Annotated in this window: 18 protein-coding genes and 2 tRNA genes; 1 reads left to right on the top strand and 19 read right to left on the bottom strand. The window is 67.1% G+C overall.

What is annotated here, in order from left to right; all coding sequences use genetic code 11:
- Window positions 1–110 precede the first annotated feature (110 nt).
- On the top strand, window positions 111–647 hold the full coding sequence (locus RCH15_RS16175; protein ID WP_326961689.1) for a DUF1697 domain-containing protein: 537 nt from the start codon (window positions 111–113) through the stop codon (window positions 645–647).
- Window positions 648–715: 68 nt separating this feature from the next.
- Here the strand turns inward: RCH15_RS16175 and RCH15_RS16180 are convergent, their stop codons facing one another.
- From RCH15_RS16180 to RCH15_RS16270, 19 genes are all read right to left on the bottom strand, one after another.
- Window positions 716–2,332, bottom strand: a complete 1,617-nt coding sequence (locus RCH15_RS16180) for a GTPase (protein WP_326961690.1) — start codon at window positions 2,330–2,332, stop codon at window positions 716–718.
- Complete coding sequence (locus tag RCH15_RS16185; protein WP_326961691.1) at window positions 2,329–4,074, bottom strand: dynamin family protein; 1,746 nt, start codon at window positions 4,072–4,074, stop codon at window positions 2,329–2,331. Before RCH15_RS16185 ends, RCH15_RS16180 begins: the two co-directional genes overlap by 4 nt.
- A gap of 93 nt (window positions 4,075–4,167) precedes the next feature.
- Complete coding sequence (locus tag RCH15_RS16190) at window positions 4,168–6,747, bottom strand: discoidin domain-containing protein (RefSeq protein WP_326961692.1); 2,580 nt, start codon at window positions 6,745–6,747, stop codon at window positions 4,168–4,170.
- A 238-nt stretch (window positions 6,748–6,985) separates the two neighbouring features.
- A tRNA-Glu gene (locus RCH15_RS16195) sits at window positions 6,986–7,058 on the bottom strand.
- Window positions 7,059–7,189: 131 nt separating this feature from the next.
- Window positions 7,190–7,261: transfer RNA gene (locus RCH15_RS16200), tRNA-Gln, on the bottom strand.
- A 130-nt stretch (window positions 7,262–7,391) separates the two neighbouring features.
- Window positions 7,392–8,132, bottom strand: coding sequence for an HAD family hydrolase (locus RCH15_RS16205; protein WP_326961719.1), 741 nt, complete (start codon window positions 8,130–8,132; stop codon window positions 7,392–7,394).
- 2 nt (window positions 8,133–8,134) lie between these two features.
- Window positions 8,135–9,667 carry a glutamate--tRNA ligase gene (gltX, locus tag RCH15_RS16210; protein WP_326961693.1) on the bottom strand — a complete coding sequence of 511 codons (1,533 nt, stop codon included), beginning with the start codon at window positions 9,665–9,667 and terminating at the stop codon, window positions 8,135–8,137.
- 35 nt (window positions 9,668–9,702) lie between these two features.
- Window positions 9,703–9,936, bottom strand: a complete 234-nt coding sequence (locus RCH15_RS16215) for a hypothetical protein (protein WP_326961694.1) — start codon at window positions 9,934–9,936, stop codon at window positions 9,703–9,705.
- A 20-nt stretch (window positions 9,937–9,956) separates the two neighbouring features.
- Window positions 9,957–10,733: a fumarylacetoacetate hydrolase family protein gene (locus RCH15_RS16220; RefSeq protein WP_326961695.1), complete on the bottom strand. Its 777-nt coding sequence runs from the start codon at window positions 10,731–10,733 to the stop codon at window positions 9,957–9,959.
- Window positions 10,734–10,771: 38 nt separating this feature from the next.
- Window positions 10,772–11,569: an MBL fold metallo-hydrolase gene (locus RCH15_RS16225; protein WP_326961696.1), complete on the bottom strand. Its 798-nt coding sequence runs from the start codon at window positions 11,567–11,569 to the stop codon at window positions 10,772–10,774.
- A 148-nt stretch (window positions 11,570–11,717) separates the two neighbouring features.
- Window positions 11,718–12,830, bottom strand: coding sequence for a branched-chain amino acid aminotransferase (locus RCH15_RS16230; protein WP_326961697.1), 1,113 nt, complete (start codon window positions 12,828–12,830; stop codon window positions 11,718–11,720).
- Between the two features lie 123 nt (window positions 12,831–12,953).
- The gene (locus tag RCH15_RS16235) at window positions 12,954–14,006 is read right to left on the bottom strand and encodes a 3-isopropylmalate dehydrogenase (RefSeq protein WP_326961698.1); all 1,053 of its coding nucleotides are present in this window, start codon (window positions 14,004–14,006) and stop codon (window positions 12,954–12,956) included.
- A gap of 70 nt (window positions 14,007–14,076) precedes the next feature.
- Complete coding sequence (metG, locus tag RCH15_RS16240) at window positions 14,077–15,636, bottom strand: methionine--tRNA ligase (RefSeq protein WP_326961699.1); 1,560 nt, start codon at window positions 15,634–15,636, stop codon at window positions 14,077–14,079.
- A gap of 10 nt (window positions 15,637–15,646) precedes the next feature.
- Complete coding sequence (locus RCH15_RS16245) at window positions 15,647–16,414, bottom strand: ABC transporter ATP-binding protein (RefSeq protein ID WP_409016956.1); 768 nt, start codon at window positions 16,412–16,414, stop codon at window positions 15,647–15,649.
- Entirely contained in the window at window positions 16,411–19,200 is a 2,790-nt protein-coding gene (locus RCH15_RS16250) for an ABC transporter permease (RefSeq protein WP_326961700.1), read from the bottom strand. Before RCH15_RS16250 ends, RCH15_RS16245 begins: the two co-directional genes overlap by 4 nt.
- A gap of 205 nt (window positions 19,201–19,405) precedes the next feature.
- Window positions 19,406–21,001: a phosphoglycerate dehydrogenase gene (serA, locus tag RCH15_RS16255; protein ID WP_326961701.1), complete on the bottom strand. Its 1,596-nt coding sequence runs from the start codon at window positions 20,999–21,001 to the stop codon at window positions 19,406–19,408.
- Between the two features lie 127 nt (window positions 21,002–21,128).
- The gene (ilvC, locus tag RCH15_RS16260) at window positions 21,129–22,154 is read right to left on the bottom strand and encodes a ketol-acid reductoisomerase (RefSeq protein WP_326961702.1); all 1,026 of its coding nucleotides are present in this window, start codon (window positions 22,152–22,154) and stop codon (window positions 21,129–21,131) included.
- A gap of 113 nt (window positions 22,155–22,267) precedes the next feature.
- Window positions 22,268–22,780 (bottom strand): acetolactate synthase small subunit, encoded by a 513-nt coding sequence (gene ilvN / locus RCH15_RS16265; RefSeq protein WP_326961703.1) that lies wholly within the window; start codon window positions 22,778–22,780, stop codon window positions 22,268–22,270.
- A gap of 2 nt (window positions 22,781–22,782) precedes the next feature.
- On the bottom strand, window positions 22,783–24,681 hold the full coding sequence (locus tag RCH15_RS16270; protein WP_326961704.1) for an acetolactate synthase large subunit: 1,899 nt from the start codon (window positions 24,679–24,681) through the stop codon (window positions 22,783–22,785).
- Window positions 24,682–24,937 lie beyond the last annotated feature (256 nt).

Consider the following 24,937-nt stretch of genomic DNA (forward strand, 5'->3'; position numbering starts at 1 on the left):
CCACCCGTTACGACAAACTCGCACTGACCTACCGTGCCGGTGTTGTCCTCTACGCCGTCGTCATCTGGCTACGCCAATAAGGAGACACGCCCTAGCCCTATGCTGTCCGCATGAGCAGTTATGCAGTGTTCCTCCGCGGGGTCAACGTGGGCGGCGTCACCATCAAAATGACCGATCTGAAACAGGCCCTGGCGTCACGTCCATTCTCGAAAGTAAAAACGCTCCTGGCGAGCGGAAACGTAGTCCTCGCCAGCGGGCTGTCGTCCGCTGGCGTGAAGAAGGAATTCGAGGCATGCCTGCGGGAGGCTTTCGGGTACGACGCGTGGGTGGTGGTGCTGCCGGCGGACCGGGTGGGTGACCTGGTGGCGGCGTGTCCCTACCCTGCCGACGACGCGTCCACCCATACCTATCTCACCCTCGGCTCGGACAGTGGCGTGCTGGCCGAACTGCTGGAGGCCGGCCGTGCCCTCGACGGTGCGCAGGTCACTGCGCTGGGACCTGAGGCGCTGGCTTGGCTGGCGCCGGCAGGCGGCACCCTGGACAGTCCGTTCAGCAAGCTCTCGTCAAAGCCGAAGTACAAGGCCTCCACCACCACCCGCAACCTGCGCACCATGATCAAGGTCCGCGACGCAGCCGCTGCCCTATAGAAGCGAGCTGTGGGCGGCCCGGTCAGAGGGGCCGCACGCTCACCGGCAGCTGCGTACGCCGTACAGGCTTAGCGTGCCGCGGCCTGTAATGCCTTATTGAACGAGGCCAGCCGGGAAACCTCCAGCGCCACGGGCTCCACCACCCGATCATCCGCCACCGCAGCGACGGCGGCCCTCAGCCGTCTCCGGGCGGCCGCGCCGCGACCCCGTGCTGCGAGGCCGGCGATGAACTTCGCCAGGAGGGCAAGGGCAATTCCGAGCAGCGCCCCACCGACGATCATGATGGTAGGCAGCGGCCAGCCCTGCTCGCGCGGAACCTCGGGCACGGGAAGTTGAAAGTAGCCCAACCCCGCGAGCACGCCCAGCCAGGCGAAGCCGCCAAGCGCTGTCAGCAGCGCCAGCCATTGCACGATATTGAACGGCGTCCACCACCATGCCTTGCTCCCGGCCTTCAGCTCAGTGGACGCGACGGCCTGATCCAGCGCATCCGGCAGCTGTTCCCGGCCCTCGCGGGCGGCGCCCCGGATCACAGAGCGCCAAGGGCCAGGAGCGCCGTCAGAGGCGGCGTCGGCGAAGGCCCGGACGGCAGCGTCTGTGCGGGCACGCTCGGGGGCGCCTGCCGGCGGCAACGACGTGCGGTTCACCGCCGGGCTGGCGCCCCCGCGGCGGAGGTTCAACCGGCGGAGCGGATCGGGGCGGAAGCGGACCAGCCAGCGCGTGACGGGCCAGCCCGTGCGGCGGGTCGACTCCAGCTGGTAGGACCGGACGACGGCGTCCACCACCACGGGGACGTTCGCCGCGACAGCGAGTTCCTCCGCCAGCCGGGACCTCGTGGCCGCCGTGGCCCCGGCCGCCTCCCCCGTTCCCGAGGCTTGGGCGAGCAGTGCAGCGGCGCGGCTGACGTCTGCGCCGAGGCGCTGTGACTGGGCCTGACGCTGCGTGGCCACCTGTCGGATGGCGGCCCGCACCTTGCCAACGCCGGTTCCTACGACGGCGGAGGCGCCGAGGACCTGGACCTTGCCCAATCCGTCCCGGGCCAAGATGCCTTTCAGGGATTCCAGCACGGCCGGGACGTCACGGTCCGGCAGCCGGTCGATCTGGTTCAGCACCACCAGCGTGACGGCGCCATGCGAGGCCAGCGGGGTGAGGAAGTCGTTGTGGACTGCGGCGTCGGCGTACTTCTGTGGATCGAGGACCCAGATCAGGACATCCACGAGCCCCACCATCCGTTCCACAATCTCCCGGTTGGCGGCGCGGGTGGAGTCAAAGTCGGGCAGGTCCAGGAGGATCAGGCCCGTGTTCTCAGCGGCGAGCCCCGGGACGGGACTCGCGTGATGCCGGTTCCGGACCTCCAGCCAGTCCAGGAGTTCGTCGCTGCCCTCGGCTCCCCAGATGCCGGCCAGCGGCTCGGAGGTGGTGGGCCGGCGGGCGGCCGCCGTGGCGATCTCCGCTCCGCTGACGGCGTTGAACAGGGAGGATTTTCCGCTGCCTGTCGCTCCGAAGAAGCCCACCACGGTGTGGTCCGCTGAGAGGGAACGCCGCGAAGCGGCACGGTCCAGCACCGCGAGCACGGCGTCCAGGTCCTCGTCGGGGAGCGCGCCGGCGGCGAGCTCGCGTGCCTGGTTCAGCGCATCGAGCCTGCGGTCCAGCCGGGAGGCTTCGACGGCGGCAGCGTGGCGGCTCATGCGGAGGCCGCCAGCCGGCGAAGGGCCGCGGCGTGGCCGGCGAGCACTGCCGGTTCCAGCCCGATGGAAGGTGCGAGCCGGTCCAGAAAGCGCTGCTGCTCCTGCTGAAGCAGGTTCTGGCAGCGGACGTGGAGGTCCTCGCGTGCCGTCTTGGCGAGTCGGCGGACCGCGTCCTCACCGAACACGGCTTCGAGCAGCCGCTGGCCGGCAATGGCCGTACCTCCGGCGACGCCGACTTCCAGCCCGGTCAACCCTGCGGTCATGGAGAACACCACGATCATGAGTGCGGCGCCGAGGCCGTTAATGCCGAAGGACAGCCAGCGCGCCTGCGTGCGTTTGCCCTGCCCCTCGGTCCGGATCAGTTCCATGAGGCTGCCCTGCCAGGCTCTGATCTCGGCGGCGGCTTTCTCGGCGAACCCGTCGGAGGTGCCGGAGAGGTCGTCGTTACCCAGCAGTTGGCGGCCGGCCGGGTCGGAGCGCCAGCGCCCGTCCGCATCGTCGCCCGCGTTGGCGGCCTCATCGATGATGACGGCCTGCAGGCCAGTCTCGATCGCCGTCTCCACCCGCACGGCAGGTGCTGGTTCGCCGCGGAAGAACGCGCCCATCCGGTCACGGAACCGGCCGATGTTTTGTTCCATCGCCCGGAAGAACTCGCCCGTGCCCACAAAGTCCTGCCACCGGGCCAGGACCTCGCCCCGCAGCAGGGCACCGTCACGGGTGGCCTCGAGAATTCTGATGACGGCGTCCTCGTAGGCCGCTCGGGCATCGCCGGCGAGGACGTCAGCGGCATGCTCCTGGGCCCCGGCGGCGTTCGCCGCCGCCTCCACCCGCTCCCCCAGCGCCTTGACCGTTCCGTTGAGGGTCCTCCTGGCGATGTCGGCGCGCCCTGCGGCGTCCGCGGCAAGTTCCTGCAGCCAGAGCCGCAACGGCTCCACGGCCGGGGCCGGAAGCATCCCCATGCTGTCCAGGGCGGCCTCGGGGACAACGAAGAAGCGCGCCGCGCCCAGGCCTTCCCTGCTGAGCATGGCCTGCAGGTCGGCACTGACCTCGGCTTCGGCGGCCGGCGGAACCCGGTCCAGGACCACCGCCACAGTGATGTCCCGGGAGGCCGCGTCGAGCAGCAGCCGCCAGGGGACGGCGTCAGCATAGCGGTTGGCGGTGGTGACGAAGATCCAGAGGTCAGCCGCCGCCAGCAGTTGCCCCGCCAGCTTGCGGTTCTCGGCGGAGATCGAGTCGACGTCGGGCGCGTCCAGCAGCGCTATGCCTTCCGGCACCGCGGCGTCGGCAACAAGCACCAGCGAGTTGATCGCCGCCGCGTCCGGAGTGGGGCCGGCCTGGCTGGCGGGCAGCGGTTCCTGGTTCACCGTGCCTCGGATCCGGCTCAGGCTCGGGAGCACTCGCTGGCCTTCGAACCAGCGCCCGTCAGCCGGGTGGTGGAGCAGGATGGGCTGGCGGGTAGTGGGCCGGATGGCGCCGGCCCGGGTGACCGCATGTCCCACGAGGCCGTTCACCAGGGTCGATTTCCCGGCCCCGGTGGAGCCGCCCACGACGGCAAGCAGCGGTGCGTCCAGGCTGCGGTAGCGCGGCAGGATGTAGTCCTCGAGCTGGGCGAGGGCGTTGCGGATGTCCCGTCGAGCCTCATCGGCGCCGGGCAGCGTCAGCGGCAGTTCAGTTGCCGCCAGATCACGGTGGACGGCGTCCAGCAGTTCGACTGCCTGGCTGGTGGTTTCGTCGGAGCTCACCGCACAATCATGCCAGTTCCGGATCAAGACGGGCTGTTCTTGTCGCAGCGGTGGAATGTGCTGCGCCAGCCATTGGGGGTGCTTGAGCCGTCGTCAGCTGATGACAACCGTGGTCGCAACACTGGGAACGCCGTTTTTGTCCATCGCGAAGAGAAGGTACGTGCCCGGCACCAAGACGCCGCGATCTGCCGGCAGCTTCAGGGTTGCCGTATTTCCGGACACGGCGGTCGGGGTCAACGGAATCCGCCGCTGGTCCGTGTTGACGGTGTGGGTTACGGTGCTGGTCCGCATCAAGGAAAATTTGCTTACCGGCGCTGCCGTGGTGACAGAGAGTGTGCCGCCAGCAGCGGCGGAGGCCGGTGCGGTCACAATTATTGGCCTCGGACGGGCACTTCCGTCGGGGTTGAGCAGGTAAGGCGGCGTAAAGATTTCTCCATCCAGGTGATTGGTGGTGCAGGTGTTGCACAGTCCGCCACCACCGGCGAAAACCCGACCATCAGGAAGCAGCAGTGCGACGCTGTGGTAGGTCCTGGGAATCGCCATTGGGGCGAGCGTGGTCCACTTGCCGGTTGCCGGGTTCCAGATCTCGGGGTTCATCCGTGCGGCGGTATCGCTGAAGGGTACCGGGACCGGCTGACCCCCGACAACGATGACCTGGCCGTCGGGGAGCGCCACCCCGTTGGCAAAGGACCGGGCAGCGGCCATGTCGGCGGTCCGGGCCACGCTCACAGCACCATTGATGTCGATGGTGTAGGCCCGTGCCGTGGCGTCGGCATTCTCGTAGGCTGTCGCGCCACCTACAGTCAAAATTTTTCCAACGTCATACATCACAGCATCGCCGTTCATCGCGTCCGCGCTATCGGCACGCAGACCCGCCTTGGTGATGCTTCCGTTGCCGCTGGTAGAGATCCAGTTCATTTGGCGGCTCGGCCCCGCCTGGAACACGCGGCCCCCGGGAGCGGCGAACAGCCAGGCGTGATTGTCGGAACGGAATGCGCCGCGCGGATCCGCCGTCAGGATGTTATCCACCGGCACGTTGGGCAGAATCCGCCAGCCGCCGGCCGCGGACCACACTTCGCCAGTCTTACCGCCCGTGCCGCCAGACCACGATCCACCGATGGTGAACACCTCACCGGTGGATGTGGTCACGTTGCTTTGGTAGCCCCTGCCGATTTTCATCTCGGGCCCGGCGGACCAGGCGTTGGTCGCAGGGTTGTAAATTGTTGTAGCCGTGCTGTTACTCCCCCCGCTGATCATGATTTTCCCGTCCGGCAGCATGGAGATGCCAGGGCAGAACATGTCATGGCCGGTGTTGACCACCTGAGTCGGGGAGACGACGCCGGTGGTCAGGTTCAGGATGGATGTTTGCGTGTAGCCCTTGCTGCCCCCGTAAGCGGTCGGAGAATAGGCCGACCACGTGAGCAGCCGGTTGCCAGGCAATAGCGCAGCGGCAGCTGGAACGAGTGGGAAGTTGATGGTCGGACCCCACGATCCAAGCGAGGGTGCCAGCAGGTTGATCTCGGCGGCGCTGCTCCACGGCCCGCGATTACCGGCCTCGGTAGTCGCGGTGAGCCGGACGTAGCGGGCTTTGACCTCAGGAAAAGTTACTGTTTTCACAGCGGCATTGTCCAGCCAGGTGCCTGCCACGGCTACGCTCCAAGAGATGCCGTCGGTGCTGCTCCCGATCGAATACTTTCCAATGCGGCCATTCGCGGAGTCAGAACGCGGGAGGTAACTAAGGCCGGCGATACTCCGCACTGCCTTGGTGTCGATAGTGAGGCTGTGCGGCAGTGGCGCCGCAGGTGCCGGATACCAGCGGCTGTGCCAGATCGTGGAAGGACTGCCGTCCAGCACGTTGCTGGCCCGGTTATCGGCGCGGTTAGCCTCCTCGTCACTGGCCGCGGCGGTCCATCCAGCGCGAGGTAGTACTCCGGTTGGAGTTGGTGTTTGACCCGGGAGCAGATTGATCTCAGCAGCGCTGCTCCACGGGCCGCGGTCACCCGCCTCGGTAGCTGCAGTTATCCGCACGTATCGTGCGCTGATCCCGATGAATGTCACTGTCTTTTCTGTGGCCGTATCCGGCAACGTTCCGCGAGCCACGGGGTCGCTCCAGCTTGTCCCGTTGGAGCTCACCTGGATCTCGAAACTGCCGATGCGCCCATTCCGGCTAGTAGTACGCGGAAGATATCGGAGCCCACCGATGCTTCGGATCGCCTTGGTGTCAATCGTGATGGAGTGAGGCAATGGAGCGGCCGGGGCCGGCGACCACCGGCTGTGCCAAAATGTGTCTGTGTTCCCGTCGAGCACATTGCTGGCCCGGCCGTCCTGACTTGTAACTTCTTCATCACTGGCTGAGGCGGTCCAACCGACCCTCGACAACGGAAGTGGGGCGGCCTCCGTTGCGGCCGCAGGCAAAATAGCGCTGTGGATGTGTGGTCCGGCCAAGGCGGACACCTCTTGCGGAGCAGCCTGGACCAGGCCGTGGTCGTGGGCGCGGGCCACACCAAACGACTTTGGCAGCGCCAGAGTCCCGTATCCCACGACCAGCAGACTTCCAACCAAAAAAGCGGTCACTTGACGAATCCCGTACTGCCGGACGCAGCGCAGCCGAGCTCCTGGAGCTGCTCTTCGTCCCGGATCGCATTTATCCGCTAAGCCGTGAAATCGTTCCACTTACGCCCCGCCCCCCGGCACCGCCCCTGTATAGGACAGACGCTAGGAGGGACAGCTTGGGGAAAGCTTGGGCGGCAAGGCTGAAGTGCCCGGCGGCCCGAGGGGCCTGTCGCTGAGAAGCATTGGATACGGGGCACCCATGGCGCTTCGCTCAGCCGAAACAGTCCGGCCCTGCCCTCCGCTTGCCAGCGGGCAACGAAAAACGGCCCCGGGCTGATGCCCGGGACCGTCTTGTCTGTGACCCCAGCGGGATTCGAACCCGCGTTACCGCCGTGAGAGGGCAGCGTACTAGGCCGCTATACGATGGGGCCGCGTACTCTCCAGAACAGCATTTCTGCCGTTCGCGCTCAGTGATTATTTCATACACTCAGCAAGTGTTTCAATCCGGCGAACCGGTGTGAAACGCCTGATCAACCGCGAACTACTGCGGATTTTCTCAGAGCTGGGATACCAGGACTCGAACCTAGAATGACGGTACCAGAAACCGTAGTGTTGCCAATTACACCATATCCCAAAGGTACTTTTGCTCCGGATCCGTGGGTCTCAACCCGCGCTCCCGGCGCCTCAGCACGAGTAATTACTTTACCCGAGACTTTCCGTCTGTACAAATCGAGCCTGCAGCTGCCCCGCCGCGCTCAGCGCGGTCAGGCCAGCAGCTCCAGCAGGGATGCGATCTCGCGGCCCTCGAAGCCCGGCGCGGGTTCCCCGCCGCGGTTCAGCCAGACGCCCAGCAGGCCGGCCGCCGTCGAGCCGTCCGCGTCGAGAAGGCGGTTGTCCCCCACGTAAAGCGTCTCGCCGGCTCCGGTCCCCAGCCGGCGGACGCCCTCGAGGTAGATGGCCGGGTCCGGTTTCGCCGCGCCCACGGTGTCTGTCCCCACGAGCACGCTGATGCGTTCCAGGCCGGCGGCGTTCAGTTTGACGCGCTGGTAGTCGTGGACATTGTTGCTCACGGCACCGTACGGGATGCTGGCGGCATCCAGTGCATCGAGGATCGGGGTGACGTCGTCAAACGCGCGGATGTAGCCGTGCTGCCGGCTGGCGTAGGAACTGACCCAGTGGTGGGCTTGATCCCCTTCGTCCAACTGCACGCCGAAGTGGCCCAGCGCCGCCCGGCCGCGGAGCAGCCGCTGTTCATCGAAACTCAGCTCACCGGCGAGATAACGGTCGTAGAAGTGGGTGGTCTCGCGGGTGAAGATCCGGCCAAACTTCTCCCACCCGGCCTGGTCGAGGCCGGGCAGGAGGTGTTCGCTGACGTCGCGGAGGGCCGCGGTCATGGCGAACTCCAGGTCTACCAGGGTGTCGTCAATGTCGAACAGCACGCCGCGGACGCCGGCGAGGCCAGCCGCCAGGGCGCTGGTCCGGGTGCTGGCCTGGGGTGAGCTCATCATCAGCCGCGGAAGGCGCGCAGCCGGGCCAGGGATGAGTCCTTGCCCAGGATCACCATGGATTCGAAGAGCGGCGGTGAGATCCGGCGGCCGGAAATGGCGGTGCGGACCGGGCCGAAGGCCAGCCGCGGCTTGACGCCGAGGCCTTCCACGAGGGCTTCCCTCAGAGCGGCCTGAATGGTGTCGGCGTTCCACTCGGCCAGCGGCTCGAGGGCGGCCAGGGCGGCGTCGAGGACCTCGGTGAGGTTCTCCGGAAGGCCCTTGCGGGCGTCATCCGCGACGTCGATCGCGGCGTCGTTCTTGAACAGGAACGCGAGCAACTCGGGGGCTTCGCCCAGCAGCGAGATCCGCTCCTGGATCAGCGGGGCCGCCTCGGCGAGGATCTCCTCCTGGCGCACCGTGAGGGTGTCGCCGACCAGCCCGGCGGTGCGCAGGTACGGCACGAGCCGGCCGCGGAAGTCCTCGGCACCGAGCATCCGGATATGCGTGCCGTTGATGGCTTCCGCCTTCTTGATGTCGAAGCGGGCCGGGTTGGCCAGGACGTCGTTGACGTCGAAGTGCTCGATCAGCTGATCCACGGTGAAGATATCCTCATCGGCCGAGAGGCTCCAACCGAGCAGGGACAGGTAGTTGAGCAGGCCCTCGGGGATGAAGCCGCGGTCCCGGAGCAGGAACAGGTTGGACTGCGGGTCGCGCTTGGAGAGCTTCTTGTTGCCCTCGCCCATGACGTACGGCAGGTGGCCGAAGACCGGCAGGTAGCTGGCGACGCCGATGTCCATGAGCGCGCGGATCAGCACCACCTGGCGCGGTGTGGAGGAGAGCAGGTCCTCGCCGCGGAGCACGTGGGTGATGCCCATGAGCGCGTCATCGACGGGGTTGACCAGGGTGTACAGCGGGGAGCCGTCGGCGCGGACAATCACGTAGTCCGGGATGCTGCCGGCCTTGAAGGTGATGTCCCCGCGGACCATGTCGGTGAAGGTGACGTCTTCATCCGGCATCCGGACCCGGAGCACCGGCTGGCGGCCTTCGGCCTGGAACGCGGCGAGCTGTTCGGCGCTGAGGTCGCGGTCGAAGTTGTCATAGCCCAGCTTGGGGTCCCGGCCGGCAGCGCGGTGGCGGGCCTCGACCTCGTCCGGGGAAGAGTAGCACTCGTAGGCGTAGCCGGCCTCGACCAGCTTGGCGACGACGTCCTTGTACAGGTCCAGCCGCTGGGACTGGCGGTACGGCTCATGCGGTCCGCCGACCTCCACGCCCTCTTCCCAGGAGATGCCGAGCCACTTGAGCGCCTCCAGCAGCTGCAGGTAGCTCTCCTCCGAGTCGCGCGCCGCGTCCGTATCCTCGATCCGGAACACGAAGGTGCCCTTGGTGTGCCGGGCGTGGGCCCAGTTGAACAGGGCGGTGCGGATCAGGCCTACGTGCGGGGTGCCGGTGGGCGAGGGGCAGAACCGGACCCGCACGGGGGTGTCGGCGGTGACTTCGCGAATCACGCTGGGGGCGGAGCTGGAGACGGCGTCGGGCGCAGTAGGAGTAGTCATAGTGACTCCAACATTACCGCTTGCGGCCGGGCGGGTTACCGCTTGCGGGCCCGCGCCGGCTGCGGACGGGACAGCAACTTCAGGAGGTAGTACCCCGCCAGCACCAGGCCCACCCCGAGGAAGGCCAGCGCCAGCCAGGGCGGCCCGTCCAACCAGTGGACGGCACGGGCGGCCATGGCGAAGGTGCCGATGGAACCGAGGGCGAAGAGCAGGAACGACCGGCTGCGCCGGGACCCCGGCCGGGGTCCGCGCCACCAGCCGTTGCTCATGATCGGTCCCGGCGTTGCATTTAGCGGCGGACCACCGGGTTGGAGAGGCGGCCGATGCCCTCGATTTCAACCTCGAAACGGTCACCGGCCGCAACGAGTCCGACGCCGGCGGGGGTGCCGGTCATGATGACGTCGCCGGGCAGCAGGGTGAAGGCCTGCGACACGATGGAGACGAGTTCGCGGACACCGCGGATCATCTGGCTGGTGCTGCCGTCCTGGCGCAGCTCGCCGTTGAGGCGGCCCTGGATCTGCAGGTCCTCGGTGTTCAGTTCGGTCTCGATCCACGGGCCCAGCGGAGCGGAGGTGTCAAAACCCTTGGCCCGGGCCCACTGCAGGTCCGTCTTCTGGACATCGCGGGCGGTGAGGTCGTTGCCGCACGTGTAGCCGAAGATGACGTCGTCGACGCGCTCCTCGGGGACGTCCTTGCAGATCCGGCCGATCACGACGCACAACTCCGCTTCGAAGGACACTTCCTCCGAGAACTCCGGCAGGACAATGGGATCGTTGGGCCCGATCACCGAGGTGTTGGGCTTGAGGAAGAGCAGCGGCTGCGCCGGGACTTCGTTGCCGAGTTCGCGGGCGTGTTCGACGAAGTTGCGGCCCACGCCGATGACCTTGCTGCGCGGAATGATCGGGGCAAGCAACCGAACGTCTTCCAGCTTGTGCCGGACGGCGGTTCGCTCCACACCGTGGAAGAAGGGGTCGCCGTGGATGACTGTGACTTCCTCACTGCCGGACTCACCTTCAACAATGCCGTAGAGGGGATCAGAATCGACTACAAACCGGGCGATACGCATGGCTCCTAGCGTACCGTCTCCGGCACGCCCGGCCGGACTTAGCTGGTGCCGCCGCCTGAGCGCAGGTAGTGCAGCTGCGCGGCCACGGACAGTTCCGCCGCGGGGCGCACGGCGGGATCGACGGCGGCGTACACGGCGTCGGCTACCTCAGCCACCCCGGCGTTGGGCCCCAAGTGGTCGAGGGCGGACCGGATCTGGGCGAGACGGTCCTGCCGGTGGTGATGGTAGGACCGGACGATCGTGTCCAGCGCCGGCAGCATGGGGCCGTGGGCGGGCAGGACGGTGGCCGGGCCCAGCCGTTCCAATCGATCCAGCGAGGCCAGGTAGTCCCCCAGCGTGCCGTCGGGGAAGTCCAGGACCGTGGTGCCGAGGCCCAGGATGGTGTCGCCGGTGAGGACGGAGCCGTGAGCGCCGTCGTGCGGCAGGTGGAAGCAGACCGAGTCCGAGGTGTGCCCGGGCGTTGCCACCACGCGGATCTCGGTGCCGGCGGCCTGGATGACTTCCCCGTCCACCAGGGGGCTGCCGCCCACGCAGTGGGCCGGATCCATGGCGCGCACGGGCGCCCCGGTCAGTTCGGCGAACCGGGCTGCGGCGGCGGTGTGGTCCGCGTGCCGGTGGGTGATCAGAATGAGTTCGACGGTGCCGGCGCCGGCCAGGTCCTGCAGGTGCGGTTCATCCAGCGGGCCGGGATCCACCACGACCGTGCCCGCCGCGCCGGGCGCGGAAATCACGTACGAGTTGGTCCCGCGCAAACTCATCGGTCCCGGATTGGGGGCAAGCCGGAAGCGGGTCAGCTCGGTGCTGCGCAGCACGGCGCGGGCGTCATCGGGGATCACCTGTCCATCCTGCCACCGAACTGGACGTTCTCCGAGCGTCCGTGCGCCGTGCACCGCCGTGGAGCAGTACCACCCCCGCATGCACGACGGCGGCCCCGCACCGGAGGGTGGGGGCCGCCGTCGAACGCGGTGGACTGCCGGGAACTGCTTAGGCGAGGCGGGTCAGCCAGCCGTGGGTGTCCTCGATGGCGCCGGTCTGGATGCCCAGGAGCTGCTCCCGGATGGCCATGGTGGTCTCCCCCGCTGTGGCGTCCTCGGAGCCGATGAACTCGGTGTCGTCCTTGAGCACGCCGATGGGGGTGATGACGGCGGCGGTGCCGCAGGCGAAAACTTCGGCGATCTCGCCGGACGCCACGCCGTCGCGCCATTCATCCAGCGTGATCTTGCGCTCGGTGACCTCGCGGCCCATGTCCCTGGCCACCTGGATGACCGACATGCGGGTGATGCCCTCCAGGATGGTGCCGCTCAGCGCGGGCGTGACCAGTGAGCCGTCCTTCATCACGAAGAACACGTTCATGCCGCCGAGTTCTTCCACGGCGTTGTCGTTGAACTGGTCCAGGAACAGCACCTGCTTGCAACCGTGGGATTCAGCTTCCTGCTGGGCGATCAGCGACGCCGCGTAGTTGCCGCCGCACTTGGCGGCGCCGGTGCCGCCGCGGCCGGCACGGGCGTATTCGCGGGAAATCCAGATGGAGACGGGCTTGAGCTCGCCGCCGAAGTAGTTCCCGGCCGGGGAGGCGATGACGCGGAAGGAGACTTCGCGGGCGGCGCGGACGCCGAGGAAGGCCTCAGTGGCAATCATGAACGGGCGCAGGTACAGGGCTTCGCCGTCGCCGGCGGGAACCCATTCCTTGTCCGCGGTGACAAGCTCGCGGATGGCGCCGAGGAAGTACTCCTCGGGGAGCTCCGGAAGCGCCAGGCGGCGGGCGGACTTGTTCAGGCGCGCGGCGTTGGCTTCCGGGCGGAACGTCCAGATGGAACGGTCAGAGTGGCGGTAGGCCTTGAGGCCCTCGAAGATTTCCTGGCCGTAGTGGAGCACCGCGGCGGAGGGGTCCAATGAGATGGGACCGTAGGCCTCAACCCGGGCATCGTGCCAGCCGCCCTTGCCCTCGGCGTCGGCGCTGTAGTCGACGATGGCGGTGTGGTCGGTGAAATAGTTGCCGAAACCCGGGTTCGCCAGGATGGCAGCACGTTCTTCAGCGGACTTCGGGGTTGCCGAGAGCTGCTGGGTGAATTCGACGCCATGGGCAGTCTGAGTCATGGTTCCTCCACGGTCGGCTGCCGGGCGTGGGACGTGGTTCATCCCCGGACCACGGCAGCATTTTGGTGATTCGGATCAAGTTTACGCCCGATGACGGCCCGCCTGGCCCGTGCCCGGAGGGCCCTACAGGGCGGCGGCGATGGCGTCACCGATGGCGCTGGTGCTCCGGGCCGTGGCGCCGCGGCCGGCGACGTCGGCAACAACGGCGGCCTCGATATTGCGGGCGGCGGTGCCGTACCCAAGGTGGTCCAGCAGGAGGGCCGCGGAGAGGATGGCCGCCGTCGGGTCCGCCTTCTGCTGGCCGGCGATGTCCGGCGCCGAGCCGTGGACGGGTTCGAACATGGACGGGGCGGTGCGTTCCATGTTGATGTTGCCGGACGCGGCGAGGCCGATGCCCCCGGTGATGGCCGCGGCGAGGTCGGTGATGATGTCGCCGAAGAGGTTGTCCGTGACGATCACATCGAACCGGGCAGGATCGGTGACCATGAAGATGGTGGCGGCGTCAATGTGCAGGTAGTCATGCGTGACCTCGGGGAACTCCTGGGCCACGGCTTCCACGGTACGTTTCCACAAGTGTCCGGCGAAGACCAGAACATTGTGCTTGTGCACCAGGGTGAGCTTTTTGCGCGGGCGGCTGCTGGCCCGGCGGAAGGCGTCCCGGACCACGCGCTCCACACCGTAGGCGGTGTTGAGCGAAACCTCGGTAGCCACCTCCTGCGGGGTGCCCGCGCGCAAGGTGCCGCCGTTGCCCACGTACGGGCCCTCGGTGCCCTCCCGGACCACGATGAAATCGACGTCGCCGGGGTTGGCGAGCGGGCTGGCGACCCCGGGGTAGATCCGGGAGGGCCGCAGGTTGACGAAGTGGTCCAGGCTGAAGCGCAGCTTGAGCAGCAGTTCGCGCTCGATGATGCCGGAGGGGATCCGGGTGTCACCCGGAGCCGCCCCGACGGCACCGAAGAGGATCGCGTCGCGGGTGCGGAGATCGGTGAGGATCTCCGCCGGCAGGGTCTCCCCCGTTTCGAGCCAGTGCTGCGCCCCCAGGGTGTAATGGGTCTGCTGCAGCACGATACCCTCTGCGGCTGCGGCCTTCTCGAGAACCTTCACAGCCTCGGCGGTGACCTCGGGGCCAATGCCGTCGCCGGGAATAACGGCCAGATCAATCGTGGATGCACTCATGATGTCAGCGTAGCCAAGGCATCCACATGCTGGTCAAGTTGTCTCACTATCCGAACGCGCGGCGCAACGGTCACGCCTCGGCGGGCTCCTCGTACTTCGGGAACACGGGAGCCGGGGCCGGCAGCGCCGTTCCGGCGTCGAGCGGTGTGCCCAGGGCGGCGAACTCCCGCGCGTCACCCTCCGGCTGGCCCAGGGTGCGCAGGATGGCCGCCGCGGCAGCCGGCATGACCGGCTGGGCGAGGATGGAGACGATCCGGAGCACCTCGAGGGTGACGTACAGGACGGTGTTCATGCGCTCGACGTCGGTCTTGCGCAGCACCCAGGGTGCCTGCTCGGCGAAGTACGCGTTGGTGTCACCCAGGACGGTCCAGATTGCCTCCAGCGCGCGGCTGAACTCCTGCTTGTCGAACGCGGCGCGGGCGATGTCCAGCAGCCCGTTCGCCTGGCCCAGGAGCGCGGCGTCCTCGGCGGTGAAGCCTCCGGGGACAGGGACGGCGCCGTCGCAGTTCTTGGCCACCATGGACAGCGACCGCTGGGCCAGGTTGCCGAAGTTGTTGGCGAGGTCCGAGTTCATCCGGCCCACGATCGCGTCATGGCTGTAGGAGCCGTCGGCGCCGAACGGCACTTCACGCAGCAGGAAAAAGCGCACCTGGTCCAGCCCGTACTGCGCCACCCAGTCCGCGGGAGCCACCACGTTGCCCAGCGACTTGGACATCTTCACGCCGTTGTTGTGCAGGAAGCCGTGGATCATCACGCGCTTGGGCAGTTCCAGCCCGGCGGACAGCAGGAAGGCCGGCCAGTAGACGGCGTGGAAGCGGGAGATGTCCTTGCCGATCACATGCACGTCCGCCGGCCAGTATTTCCGGAACGACTCCGATTCGGTGTCCGGGAAGCCGACGCCGGTCAGGTAGTTGGTCAGGGCGTCCACCCAGACGTACATCACGTGGTCCGGGTTGCCCGGGACGGGGACGCCCCAGTCGAAGGAGGTGCGGCTGATGGAGAGGTCTTCCAGGCCGCCCTTGACGAAGCTGACCACCTCGTTGAAACGGTTGTGCGGGGCGCCGAACGACGGGTGGTCCGCGTAGAGCGCCAGCAGCCGGTCCTGGTACGCGGAGAGCTTGAAGAAGTAGCTCTCTTCCTCGGTCCAGGTCACCTCGGTGCCGGTTTCGGTGGCGTAGCGGAGGCCGTCGGCGTGCACCTCGGTCTCATCTTCCACGAAATAGCGCTCGTCGCGGACGGAGTACCAGCCGGTGTACTTGGAAAGGTAGATGTCGCCGTTGGCTTCCATCCGCTGCCAGAGTGCCTTGGCGGCTTCGTAGTGGTCCGCGTCCGTGGTGCGGATGAAACGGCTTAGGGAGATGCCGAGGTCGTCGCTCATCTGGCGGAAGGCGCCGGAGTTGCGGTCGGCCAGTTCCTTGACCGGGATGCCCTCCTTTTCGGCCGTCTGCTGCATCTTCAATCCGTGCTCGTCCGTGCCGGTCATGAAGAAGACGTCGTAGCCGTCCAGGCGCTTGAAACGGGCCATCGCATCGGTGGCGATGACCTCGTAGGCGTGGCCGATGTGCGGCACTCCGTTGGGGTAGCTGATGGCGGTGGTGATGTAGAACGGGGTCTTTTCGGAAGTTGTCACAGTTTTCAGCCTAAATCAGTTCGGTGAGGGTATCGCTCTGGCGGACGAGTTCGTGGTCATGTGAAGCGACCAGGACGGCGATGCCGTCCGACGTCGTGTCCTTGAGGATGCTGATGATGCGGTTGGCCGAGGACCGGTCCAGGCTGGCGGTGGGCTCGTCGACCACCAGCACGCGGGTGCCCAGGATCAGGGCCCGGGCGATCGCCACGCGCTGGCGTTCGCCGCCGGAGAGCTGGGCCGGGCGGTGGCGCATGCGCCGGCCGAGGCCCACGAGGTCCAGGAGGTCTTTGGCCATGTCGCGCCGCTCCTCCACCTGGCCGTCGGGCACGGCGGGCAGCAGCACGTTCTCGAGGGCGCTCATGCCGTCGATCAGGGCACCGCCCTGGTCGACGTAGCCGATGAGGGCACGGCGGCGGTCGGCGATTTCGTCCTCGCCCATAGTCTCAAGCGCGTCGCCCTCCCAGAAGACCCGGCCCGACGTCGGCAGGGTCAGGCCCGCGCCGACCGTCAGGATACTGGTTTTGCCGGAGCCGGAGCGGCCGGCCACGCAGTGCATCTCGCCGGCGTGCAGGGTCAAGTTAAAGTCATCCACCACATTGACGGGTTCGGCACCGCCCTGGCCGCCGCCGTAGTGGATGGTGATGTTGCTGAGCTCCAGCGGAGTGGCGTGGTCCGCGGCCTTCACGATCGTGTTGGCACGGGTCTGGTGGGCACCGCGGCGGGTGCTCGCCGCCATCCGCTCGTGCGCCTCACGGTCCAGGTTCAGGTCGTTGTTCATCGGATCACTTTCGTTGCAATCGGAATCCAGCAAAGTACGGCCACGAGCCCGGCAACAGCGGCCCAGAGCGCGGCATAGGGGGCCAGGATCAGGCCCACGCCCAGGGCGCCGAGGACTCCCAGCGGCAGCGCCACAGCGCCCACCATGGCGTTTTCAAAGAACCGGACCTGGCCCAGCATGTCCGGGTTCCAGCCCATGGCCTGCAGCGTGCCGAGGTACTGGCGTTTGGCCTGCAGCTCGAAGCGGCCGGTGACCATGGTCAGCAGCAGGCCCACGGCCACCCCGGCGAGTCCCAGGATGATGCTCGGCACGGCGATGGACGCGGCAGCCGCGCCGCCGAGGGCACTCGCTCCGGCGGTGCGGGGAATGTCGATCAGCAGCGCCACCATCGCGCCCACGGCGGCTCCGAAGACGGCGACGGCGAGGGCCAGGGAGATGGTGTTGAACTTGTTGGTGCTCAGCTGCCGGTTGGCGAAGGTCAGCGGGGAGTCCACGGAACTGAGCCGCTCATCGTGCTGCGGTTCCTGGTCCACCACGTCGCGGTGGCGCAGCTCCCGGGCCGCGAAGAGGGCCGCGGCGACGTACAGCGCCAGCACGGAGGCCGAGACGATGGCCGTGGCAAGGCTCCAGCTGAGCAGGCTGAGGATGATGCCGACGACGGCGATCACGCCGGCACCCACGCCGAACTCGGCCAGCACCCAGGAGCGGATCCGTCGCTGGGTCCAGCCCATGGCACGCAGGGTGCCGGCCTCGGTGCGGCGTCTCCGGACATAGCTGACAGTGGAGGCGCCGGTCAGCAGGGCCGCGCCGCACAGGGTCAGGAAAAGCAGGGTCAGGTTGGTACCGGTGAGGGAGCCGGAGACGGCGTCGGCGGCGTCCTGGCGGACCCAGGACTGCTGCACGGTGCCGAGCGGGAACTCCTTGCCGGCGTCGTCCTTGGAGTAGCCGGGGACGAAGATGCTGGTGTCCTCGCGTGCCGAGCCGGCCACGACGGTGGCCTGCAGGCCCAGGTCCCGGATCTCGTTGGCGAGCTTCTCCACCCCGGGCTGCGCGTCCTTCCAGCTGCCGGGGACTTTGGCGCGGATGCGCACGGCGTCGATCACGGCGCCGTTCTCCGCGTAGCCGCGGGCAGCGGCCAGGCCTGAGTAGTCAGTGATGGCACCGGCGGACTGGCTTACCAGGCCCGTGGCACTGAGCGAGGGCTTGAGTTCGGTGTTTCCGGCGTCTTTGCCGGAGCCGTCCTTGGTGAGCGTGAAGGGTGTGGGGTCATAGCCCCCCAGCGGCAGGCGGTTGACGTCTCCGGCTGCGACCTGGACGGCGGCGGCGTCGAACGTGCCGGACACCATGGCCAGCGGCGTGGCCGGTTTCTTACCGGTTTCCAGGGACTCACGGTACGCGCGCTCGTCGACGGGCGTGCGCTGGGTCTGGTCCACGGCGGCGCCGTTGGTTGCTTTCTCGGGCAACCGGTTCACGGTGATCCAGTCACCGGGGGTGGCGGTCCTGGCGACGGCGCCGTTGCCGGCGGTTTTCCCGTCCCGGTATTGCGGGGCGGCCGCGAAGTCGGTGCTCCAGGTGGCGGGATTGTAGAGGCCCTGGCTGAAGTTCCCGGCGTCTCCGAGGAGCTCCGAGAGGTCCGTGGACCCGGGCCAGGCCAGGGCGAACGGGGACTTGGAGACGAACGGGAGGTAGTCCTTGTCCAGTGAGCGGGTGGCGGTGCCCACGTCCTTGGTGACGTTGCCGGCGGCGTCGATTTCCTCGATCTTGACGGTGTACGTGAGGTCAACGGAGGTGCCGGAGCGGACGATCAGCGGGATGGCCTGCGAGTCCTCGGTCAGCGCGCCGTTGCGCTTGGCCTGCTGGTACTGGCTCATCAGCGGGGCCCAGTACTTGAGCTTGACGCCGAGGAAGTCCGGGCCCTCCTTAAGTTCGTCCATGCCGATGCCGGTGGTGAAGAGGTCTTCCAGCTGCTGGCCGATGGCACCGGCGTTGCGGGCGTCCGCGGCGGGCGCCTTCTCCAGGGGGGCGAGGAAGTCACCGGCGGTTCCGAGCAGGGCTCGTTCGGACGCGGGGTCGACGGCGACGACGGCTTCGGTCACCTGGGGCGCGAAGGGCAGCGCGACGGAGAGGTTGAAGAGGTTGTGCTCGGAGCCGCCGGCCGGGGCCGGGAACTTGATGCCGGTCTCCCCCGCGGGGCCGGAGATGCGGACGTTCTTGCCCCCTGCCACCTCTTCCTCGATGAGTTTGGCCTTGCCGAGGGAACCTTCGGCGGTGGTTTTGAAGAGGGTCTGGTCGGAGTGGCCGTCGGAGCTGACGGCGCTGGCGGTGAGCCGGTATTTCTTGGGCGTGTCGGACAGGACCGATTCCGCGGCCGGCCATTTGCCCGGGTCCGTGCTGCTGGGGTCCCCGGCGGTGCCGGCCAGCGCGGCGTTGTAGCCCAGATAGTCAGTGGCTTCCAGGCGCGGGGACTCAAGGTTTTGGGTGACGCGGGAGACGAGGCTGATCGGGGCCGCCACGGACGTGCCGGAGAGCTTGCGGAGGGAACCCAGCTGCTCGAAGCTGATGCCGCCCTGGCCGGTGGCGATGTCCGGCTGCACGAGCCCGCCGTTCCCGCCTGCCTTGGCCTGGACAAGGATGTCGTAGAGGCCCCGGGAGTTCTGGTCGACGGTCCGGTTCAGCGCGGCCTGCGACTGGCTTTGCACAAGAACCGAGAGGCACATGGACGCGATCAGAATGGACGCGGTCAGCAAAAGCACTCGGCTTCTGATGAACCTCTGGACGGCGTTCATTTGGCTCCTGAAAGCTCGGTTGCGTGCGCACACCGAAGTTCATTTCCTGCGGAAGTGAAGGCGTCCCCTGCCGGGTGTGCAAAAGTAAAGGCCGGTCTGCCGGCCGGGATCCGATAATCGGACGTTGCCATTGTACGCAGACCGGCCATGTGATTGCGGCCACCCGCGGCGGTCGAAACCGCCGCGGGTGGCTGCCGCCGAAGCCTCAGTCCTCGAGGTCCACTTCACGGACCATGTCGGCGCCGATTCCGGCCTTGATGGCGTCCAGGACCTGCTGCGGAACCGAGCTGTCGATGGTCAGCAGGGCCAGGACCTGGCCGCCTTCGTCCTGGCGTGCCACCTGCATGCCGGCGATGTTGATGTTGTTCATGCCGAGGATGTGTCCGATGGTGCCGATCACGCCGGGGCGGTCCGCGTAGGCGACCACCACGAGGTGTTCGCTGATGGGAATTTCCACCTCGAAGCCGTTGATCCCGACGAGCTTCTGGATCTGCTTGGGCCCGGTCAGGGTTCCGGCCACGGAGATCTGCGAGCCGTCACTCAGTGCCCCGCGCAGGGTCAGGACGTTGCGGTAGGACTCCGTGTCCGGCGTCGTGATCAGCCGGACGTTGATGCCGCGCTGCTCGGCGATCACAGGGGCGTTGACGTAGGAGACCTGCTCGGTGACGATGTCGGCGAAGATGCCCTTGAGCGCGGCGAGTTCGAGGACCTTGACGTCGAGGGAGGAGATTTCCCCGGCCACTTCGACGTCGAACTGGGTCAGCGAGGCGTGCGTCATGGCGGTGAAGATCCGGCCCAGCTTCTCCATCAGCGGGATGCCCGGGCGGACGTCCGGGGCGATCACGCCGCCGGCGACGTTGACGGCGTCGGGCACCAGTTCCCCGGCCAGGGCGAGCCGGACGGATTTGGCGACCGAGACGCCGGCTTTTTCCTGCGCCTCATCCGTGGACGCGCCCAGGTGCGGGGTGACCACCACGTTGTCGAGGCCGAAGAACGGCAGGTCGGTGCTGGGTTCCTGGACAAAGACGTCGACGCCGGCACCGGCGATGTCGCCTGCCTCCAGCGCGGTATAGAGGGCTTCCTCGTCGACGAGGCCGCCGCGGGCGACGTTGACGACGTACGCGGTGCTCTTCATCTTCTTGAACGCCTCGGCGCCGAGCATGCCCACCGTTTCCGGGGTTTTGGGCATGTGGATGGTGATGAAGTCCGACTGTGCGAGCAGCTCATCGAGGGTCACCAGCTGCACGCCGAGCTGGGCGGCACGGGCAGAGGTGATGTAGGGGTCGTAGGCGAGGATCTTAGTATCAAAGCCCTTGAGGCGGGCCGCGACGAGGGCGCCGATCCGGCCCAGTCCGATGATGCCGATCTTCTTTTCGAAGAGCTCGATGCCGGTGTACTTGGAGCGCTTCCACTCGCCGTCCTTGAGGGCGGCGGACGCCTGCGGGATGTGGCGGGCGAGGCTGAGGATGTGGCCCACCGTGAGTTCCGCGGCGGAGACGATGTTGGAGGTGGGGGCGTTGACCACCATGACGCCGGCCTGCGTGGCGGCCTTGATGTCGACGTTGTCGAGTCCGACGCCGGCGCGGGCGATGACCTTGAGGTTCTTGGCGGCCGCGATGGCCTCGGCGTCCACTTTGGTTGCGGAGCGGACGAGGATCGCGTCGACATCGGCGATCGCAGAGAGCAGCTGGGAACGGTCCGCGCCGTCGGTGTGGCGGATTTCGAAGTCCGGGCCGAGGGCCTCGATCGTGGCGGGCGATAGTTCCTCAGCGAGGAGTACTACAGGTTTGGTGCTTGTCACCGGTGACCTCTTTAGCTCTCTTGTATAACAGGCGTGGATTTTGGTGAATCGGGTGGGTGCGGATGTCACGCAACAGCAGGAAAGCCGGACCCCAGAAATGGTGTCCGGCTTCCCTGCCGGTCAGTGCCTAGCGGGCCACTGAGCCTTCGGTGTAGTCGTCTTCGTTCTTGATCCAGGAGAACAGCTTGCGCAGTTCGCGGCCGGTGGCCTCGATCGGGTGGTCCTCACCCTTCTTGCGCAGCGCCTTGAACTCGGGGGCTCCGGCGTCCTGGTCGTCGATGAAGCGCTTGGCGAAGGTGCCGTCCTGGATGTCCTTCAGGACGGCCTTCATGTTTTCCTTCACCTCGGGGGTGATCACCCGCGGGCCGGAGACGTAGTCGCCGTACTCGGCGGTGTCGGAGACGCTCCAGCGCTGCTTGGCGATGCCGCCTTCCACCATGAGGTCCACGATCAGTTTGAGCTCGTGGAGCACCTCGAAGTAGGCCACCTCGGGCTTGTAGCCGGCCTCGGTGAGGGTCTCGAAGCCGTACTGGATCAGCTGGGAGGCGCCGCCGCACAGGACAGCCTGCTCGCCGAAGAGATCGGTTTCGGTCTCTTCGGTGAAGGTGGTCTCGATGACGCCGGCGCGGGTGCCGCCGATCGCCTTGGCGTAGGACAGGGCCAGTTCCTTGGCCTTGCCGGACGGGTTCTGCTCGACGGCGATCAGGTCCGGCACGCCGCGGCCGGCCTCGAATTCGCGGCGGACGATGTGGCCCGGGCCCTTGGGGGCAACGAGGGCGACGTCGACGTCGGCCGGGGGCTTGATGTAGCCGTAGCGGATGTTGAAGCCGTGGCCGAAGAACAGGGCGTCGCCGGCCTGCAGGTTCGGGGCGATGTCCTCGGCGTAGACGTGGCGCTGGACCTGGTCCGGGGTGAGGACCATGATGAGGTCGGCCTCGGCGACGGCGTCGGCGACGTTCAGGACGCGCAGGCCCTCGGCCTCGGCCTTGGCGCGGGACTTGGAGCCTTCCTTGAGGCCGACGCGGACGTCAACACCGGAATCGCGCAGGCTGAGGGCGTGGGCGTGGCCCTGGGAGCCGTAACCGATCACGGCGACGGTGCGGCCCTGGATGATCGACAGGTCGGCGTCGTCGTCGTAGAACATTTCAGTCACTGGGGTGTCTCCTTATTGATGGATTCGTAGATGGTGCTTGGTCAGGGAAAACTTCGGGGTGCGGGCCTTGAGATCTTTGGTGTTCGGGTGCCGCGGGTCCCTGCGCCGCTGCCTTAGGCGCTGCGCAGGGCCCGGTCACTCATGGAGCGGGATCCGCGTCCCACGGCCAGGGTGCCGGACTGCACGATTTCGCGGATGCCGAATGGCTCGAGCACGGAGAGCAGCGCCGTGAGTTTCTCGGGGTGGCCTGTCGCTTCAATGACCACCGACTCTGTGGAGACGTCGACCACTGCTGCGCGGAACAGGTCTGCAGCCTGCGTGACCTGCAGCCGGGTTGCGGCATCCGCCCGTACCTTGACCAGGATGTGGTCACGCTGCACGGACAATTCGGAGGTGAGCTCCACGATTTTGATCACGTTGACCAGCTTGTTCAGCTGTTTGGTGATTTGTTCGATGAGCTCCTCATCGGCGTCGACGACGACGGTCATCCGGGACATGCCCGGAACTTCCGTTGGTCCGACGGCCAGGGAGTTGATGTTGAAGGCCCGGCGGGCGAAGAGGCTGGAGACGCGGGTCAGCACGCCGGGTTTGTCTTCGACCAGAACGGACAGTGTATGGCGGGTCATGTTCAGTCCTCCTCTTCCCATTCCGGGGTCATGTTGCGGGCCACCTGGATTTGATCGTTGCTGACTCCCGAGGGGACCATCGGCCACACCATGGAGTTGGGGCTGACCACGAAGTCGATGACCACGGGGCGGTCGTTGATCTCCAGGGCCTTCTGGATGGTGGCGTCGATGTCCTCGTCACGTTCACAGCGGAACGAGGCGCAGCCGTAGGCGTCCGCGAGCTTGACGAAGTCCGGGATCCGGACGGTGTCATGTCCGGTGTTCAGATCGGTGTTGGAGTAGCGGCCCTCGTAGAAGAGGGTCTGCCACTGCCGCACCATGCCCAGTGAGGAGTTGTTGATGATGGCGACCTTGATCGGGATCTTGTTGATCGCGCAGGTGGCCAGTTCCTGGTTGGTCATCTGGAAGCAGCCGTCGCCGTCGATGGCCCAGACCACCCGGTCCGGGTTGCCCACCTTGGCGCCCATGGCGGCCGGGACGGCGTAGCCCATGGTGCCGGCTCCGCCGGAATTCAGCCAGGCATGCGGGCGTTCGTACTTGATGAACTGCGAGGCCCACATCTGGTGCTGCCCCACGCCGGCGACGAAGACGCCCTCGGGGCCGGTGAGCGCGCCGATGCGTTCGATCACCCGCTGCGGTGCGCTGAGGCCGTCGTCGGGTTCGGTCCAGCCCAGCGGGTAGGTCTCCTTGAGGTTGTTCAGGAAGGTCCACCAGTTGGTGATGTCCGGGGTTCCGGAGGCGGCGAACAGGGTCCGCAGGGCCTCGCTCAGTTCCGGGATGATCTCCTTGACCGAGCCGACGATCGGCACATCGGCGGTGCGGTTCTTGGAGATCTCCGCCGGGTCGATGTCCGCGTGGATGACCTTGGCGTTCGGGGCGAAGGACTTCAGGATGCCGGTGACCCGGTCATCGAACCGCGCACCGAGCGTGATCAGCAGGTCCGACTGCTGCAGGGCCGTCACGGCGGAGACCGTGCCGTGCATGCCCGGCATGCCGACGTGCTGCGGGTGGGAGTCCGGGAAGACGCCGCGGGCCATCAGGGTGGTGACCACGGGGGCGCCGCAGAGTTCCGCGAGCTCCAGCAGTTCCGCCGAGGCGTGCGCCTTGACGACGCCGCCGCCCACATAGAGCACGGGCTTGTTGGCCGCGGCAATGAGCCGCGCGGCTTCGCGGACCTGCTTGTTGTGTCCGCGCAGCACCGGGTGGTAGCCGGGCAGGTCGATCTTGGGCGGCCAGGAGAAGGTCATCTGGCCCTGCTGGGCGTCCTTGGCGACGTCCACCAGTACCGGGCCCGGACGCCCGGTCGAGGCCAGGTGGAAGGCCTCGGCCATGACGTGCGGGATGTCGTTGGGGTCGGTTACCAGGAAGGAGTGCTTGGTGATCGGCATGGTGATGCCGACGATGTCCGCTTCCTGGAAGGCATCGGTGCCGATCACCCCGCTGGAGACCTGGCCGGTGATGGCCACGATCGGCACGGAGTCCATGTGGGCATCCATGATGGCGGTGACGAGGTTGGTGGCACCGGGGCCGGAGGTGGCGATGCAGACGCCCACCCGTCCGGTGACCATGGCGTAGCCTTGCGCGGCGTGGCCGGCTCCCTGTTCGTGACGGACCAGAACGTGGTTCATTCTCGAAGCCATTAAGGGGTCATAGGTGGGCAGGATCGCGCCACCGGGCAAACCAAAAATATCGTCCACGCCGAGTTCTTCGAGCGAGCGGACAATAGCTTGTGAACCGGTCATCACCGTCGGGGGTACGACGTTGTTCGGTCCAAGGACAGGAGAGGCAGCAGCAATGTCGACGCCGGCGTCAGCCGTGCGTTCGACGCGATCCGAAGCCTTGGGGGCTCCAGCGGACTTAGTGGCCATCAGCGAGGGGCTGATCGGCGATCCTTTGCTCATCGGACTCTTCCTTTGTGGATCTTCGGTGGATCATCAGTGATCTTGCGGTGCGGAAATAAAAGAACCCCTCAGCCGGAGGCTCTTCGAGGGGTTCGCGCGTGACGGTTCGTTACCGGTGCAGGCTATGGAGCCACGCGCTTGGTAAGGACGACGGAGACACCTGCAGCGGCGCCGGCGGTAACGGATGCGATCATGCAATCAGTTTTCCCTCTGAGTGAGACACGTGTCAATGAGCCCTCCGACTGTCTCACCATGT

Origin of the sequence: Arthrobacter sp. MP_M4, assembly GCF_035984855.1 — a bacterium.
Classification (GTDB): Bacteria; Actinomycetota; Actinomycetes; order Actinomycetales; family Micrococcaceae; genus Arthrobacter.

What these genes read in the sequence shown, in the direction of transcription:
- RCH15_RS16175 (WP_326961689.1), top strand. Translation starts at nt 111, where the DNA reads ATGAGCAGTTATGCAGTGTTCCTCCGCGGGGTCAACGTGGGCGGCGTC.
- RCH15_RS16180 (WP_326961690.1), bottom strand. Translation starts at nt 2,332, where the DNA reads ATGAGCCGCCACGCTGCCGCCGTCGAAGCCTCCCGGCTGGACCGCAGG.
- RCH15_RS16205 (WP_326961719.1), bottom strand. Translation starts at nt 8,132, where the DNA reads ATGAGCTCACCCCAGGCCAGCACCCGGACCAGCGCCCTGGCGGCTGGC.
- gltX (WP_326961693.1), bottom strand. Translation starts at nt 9,667, where the DNA reads ATGACTACTCCTACTGCGCCCGACGCCGTCTCCAGCTCCGCCCCCAGC.
- RCH15_RS16215 (WP_326961694.1), bottom strand. Translation starts at nt 9,936, where the DNA reads ATGAGCAACGGCTGGTGGCGCGGACCCCGGCCGGGGTCCCGGCGCAGC.
- RCH15_RS16220 (WP_326961695.1), bottom strand. Translation starts at nt 10,733, where the DNA reads ATGCGTATCGCCCGGTTTGTAGTCGATTCTGATCCCCTCTACGGCATT.
- RCH15_RS16230 (WP_326961697.1), bottom strand. Translation starts at nt 12,830, where the DNA reads ATGACTCAGACTGCCCATGGCGTCGAATTCACCCAGCAGCTCTCGGCA.
- RCH15_RS16235 (WP_326961698.1), bottom strand. Translation starts at nt 14,006, where the DNA reads ATGAGTGCATCCACGATTGATCTGGCCGTTATTCCCGGCGACGGCATT.
- RCH15_RS16245 (WP_409016956.1), bottom strand. Translation starts at nt 16,414, where the DNA reads ATGAACAACGACCTGAACCTGGACCGTGAGGCGCACGAGCGGATGGCG.
- RCH15_RS16250 (WP_326961700.1), bottom strand. Translation starts at nt 19,200, where the DNA reads ATGAACGCCGTCCAGAGGTTCATCAGAAGCCGAGTGCTTTTGCTGACC.
- ilvN (WP_326961703.1), bottom strand. Translation starts at nt 22,780, where the DNA reads ATGACCCGCCATACACTGTCCGTTCTGGTCGAAGACAAACCCGGCGTG.
- RCH15_RS16270 (WP_326961704.1), bottom strand. Translation starts at nt 24,681, where the DNA reads ATGAGCAAAGGATCGCCGATCAGCCCCTCGCTGATGGCCACTAAGTCC.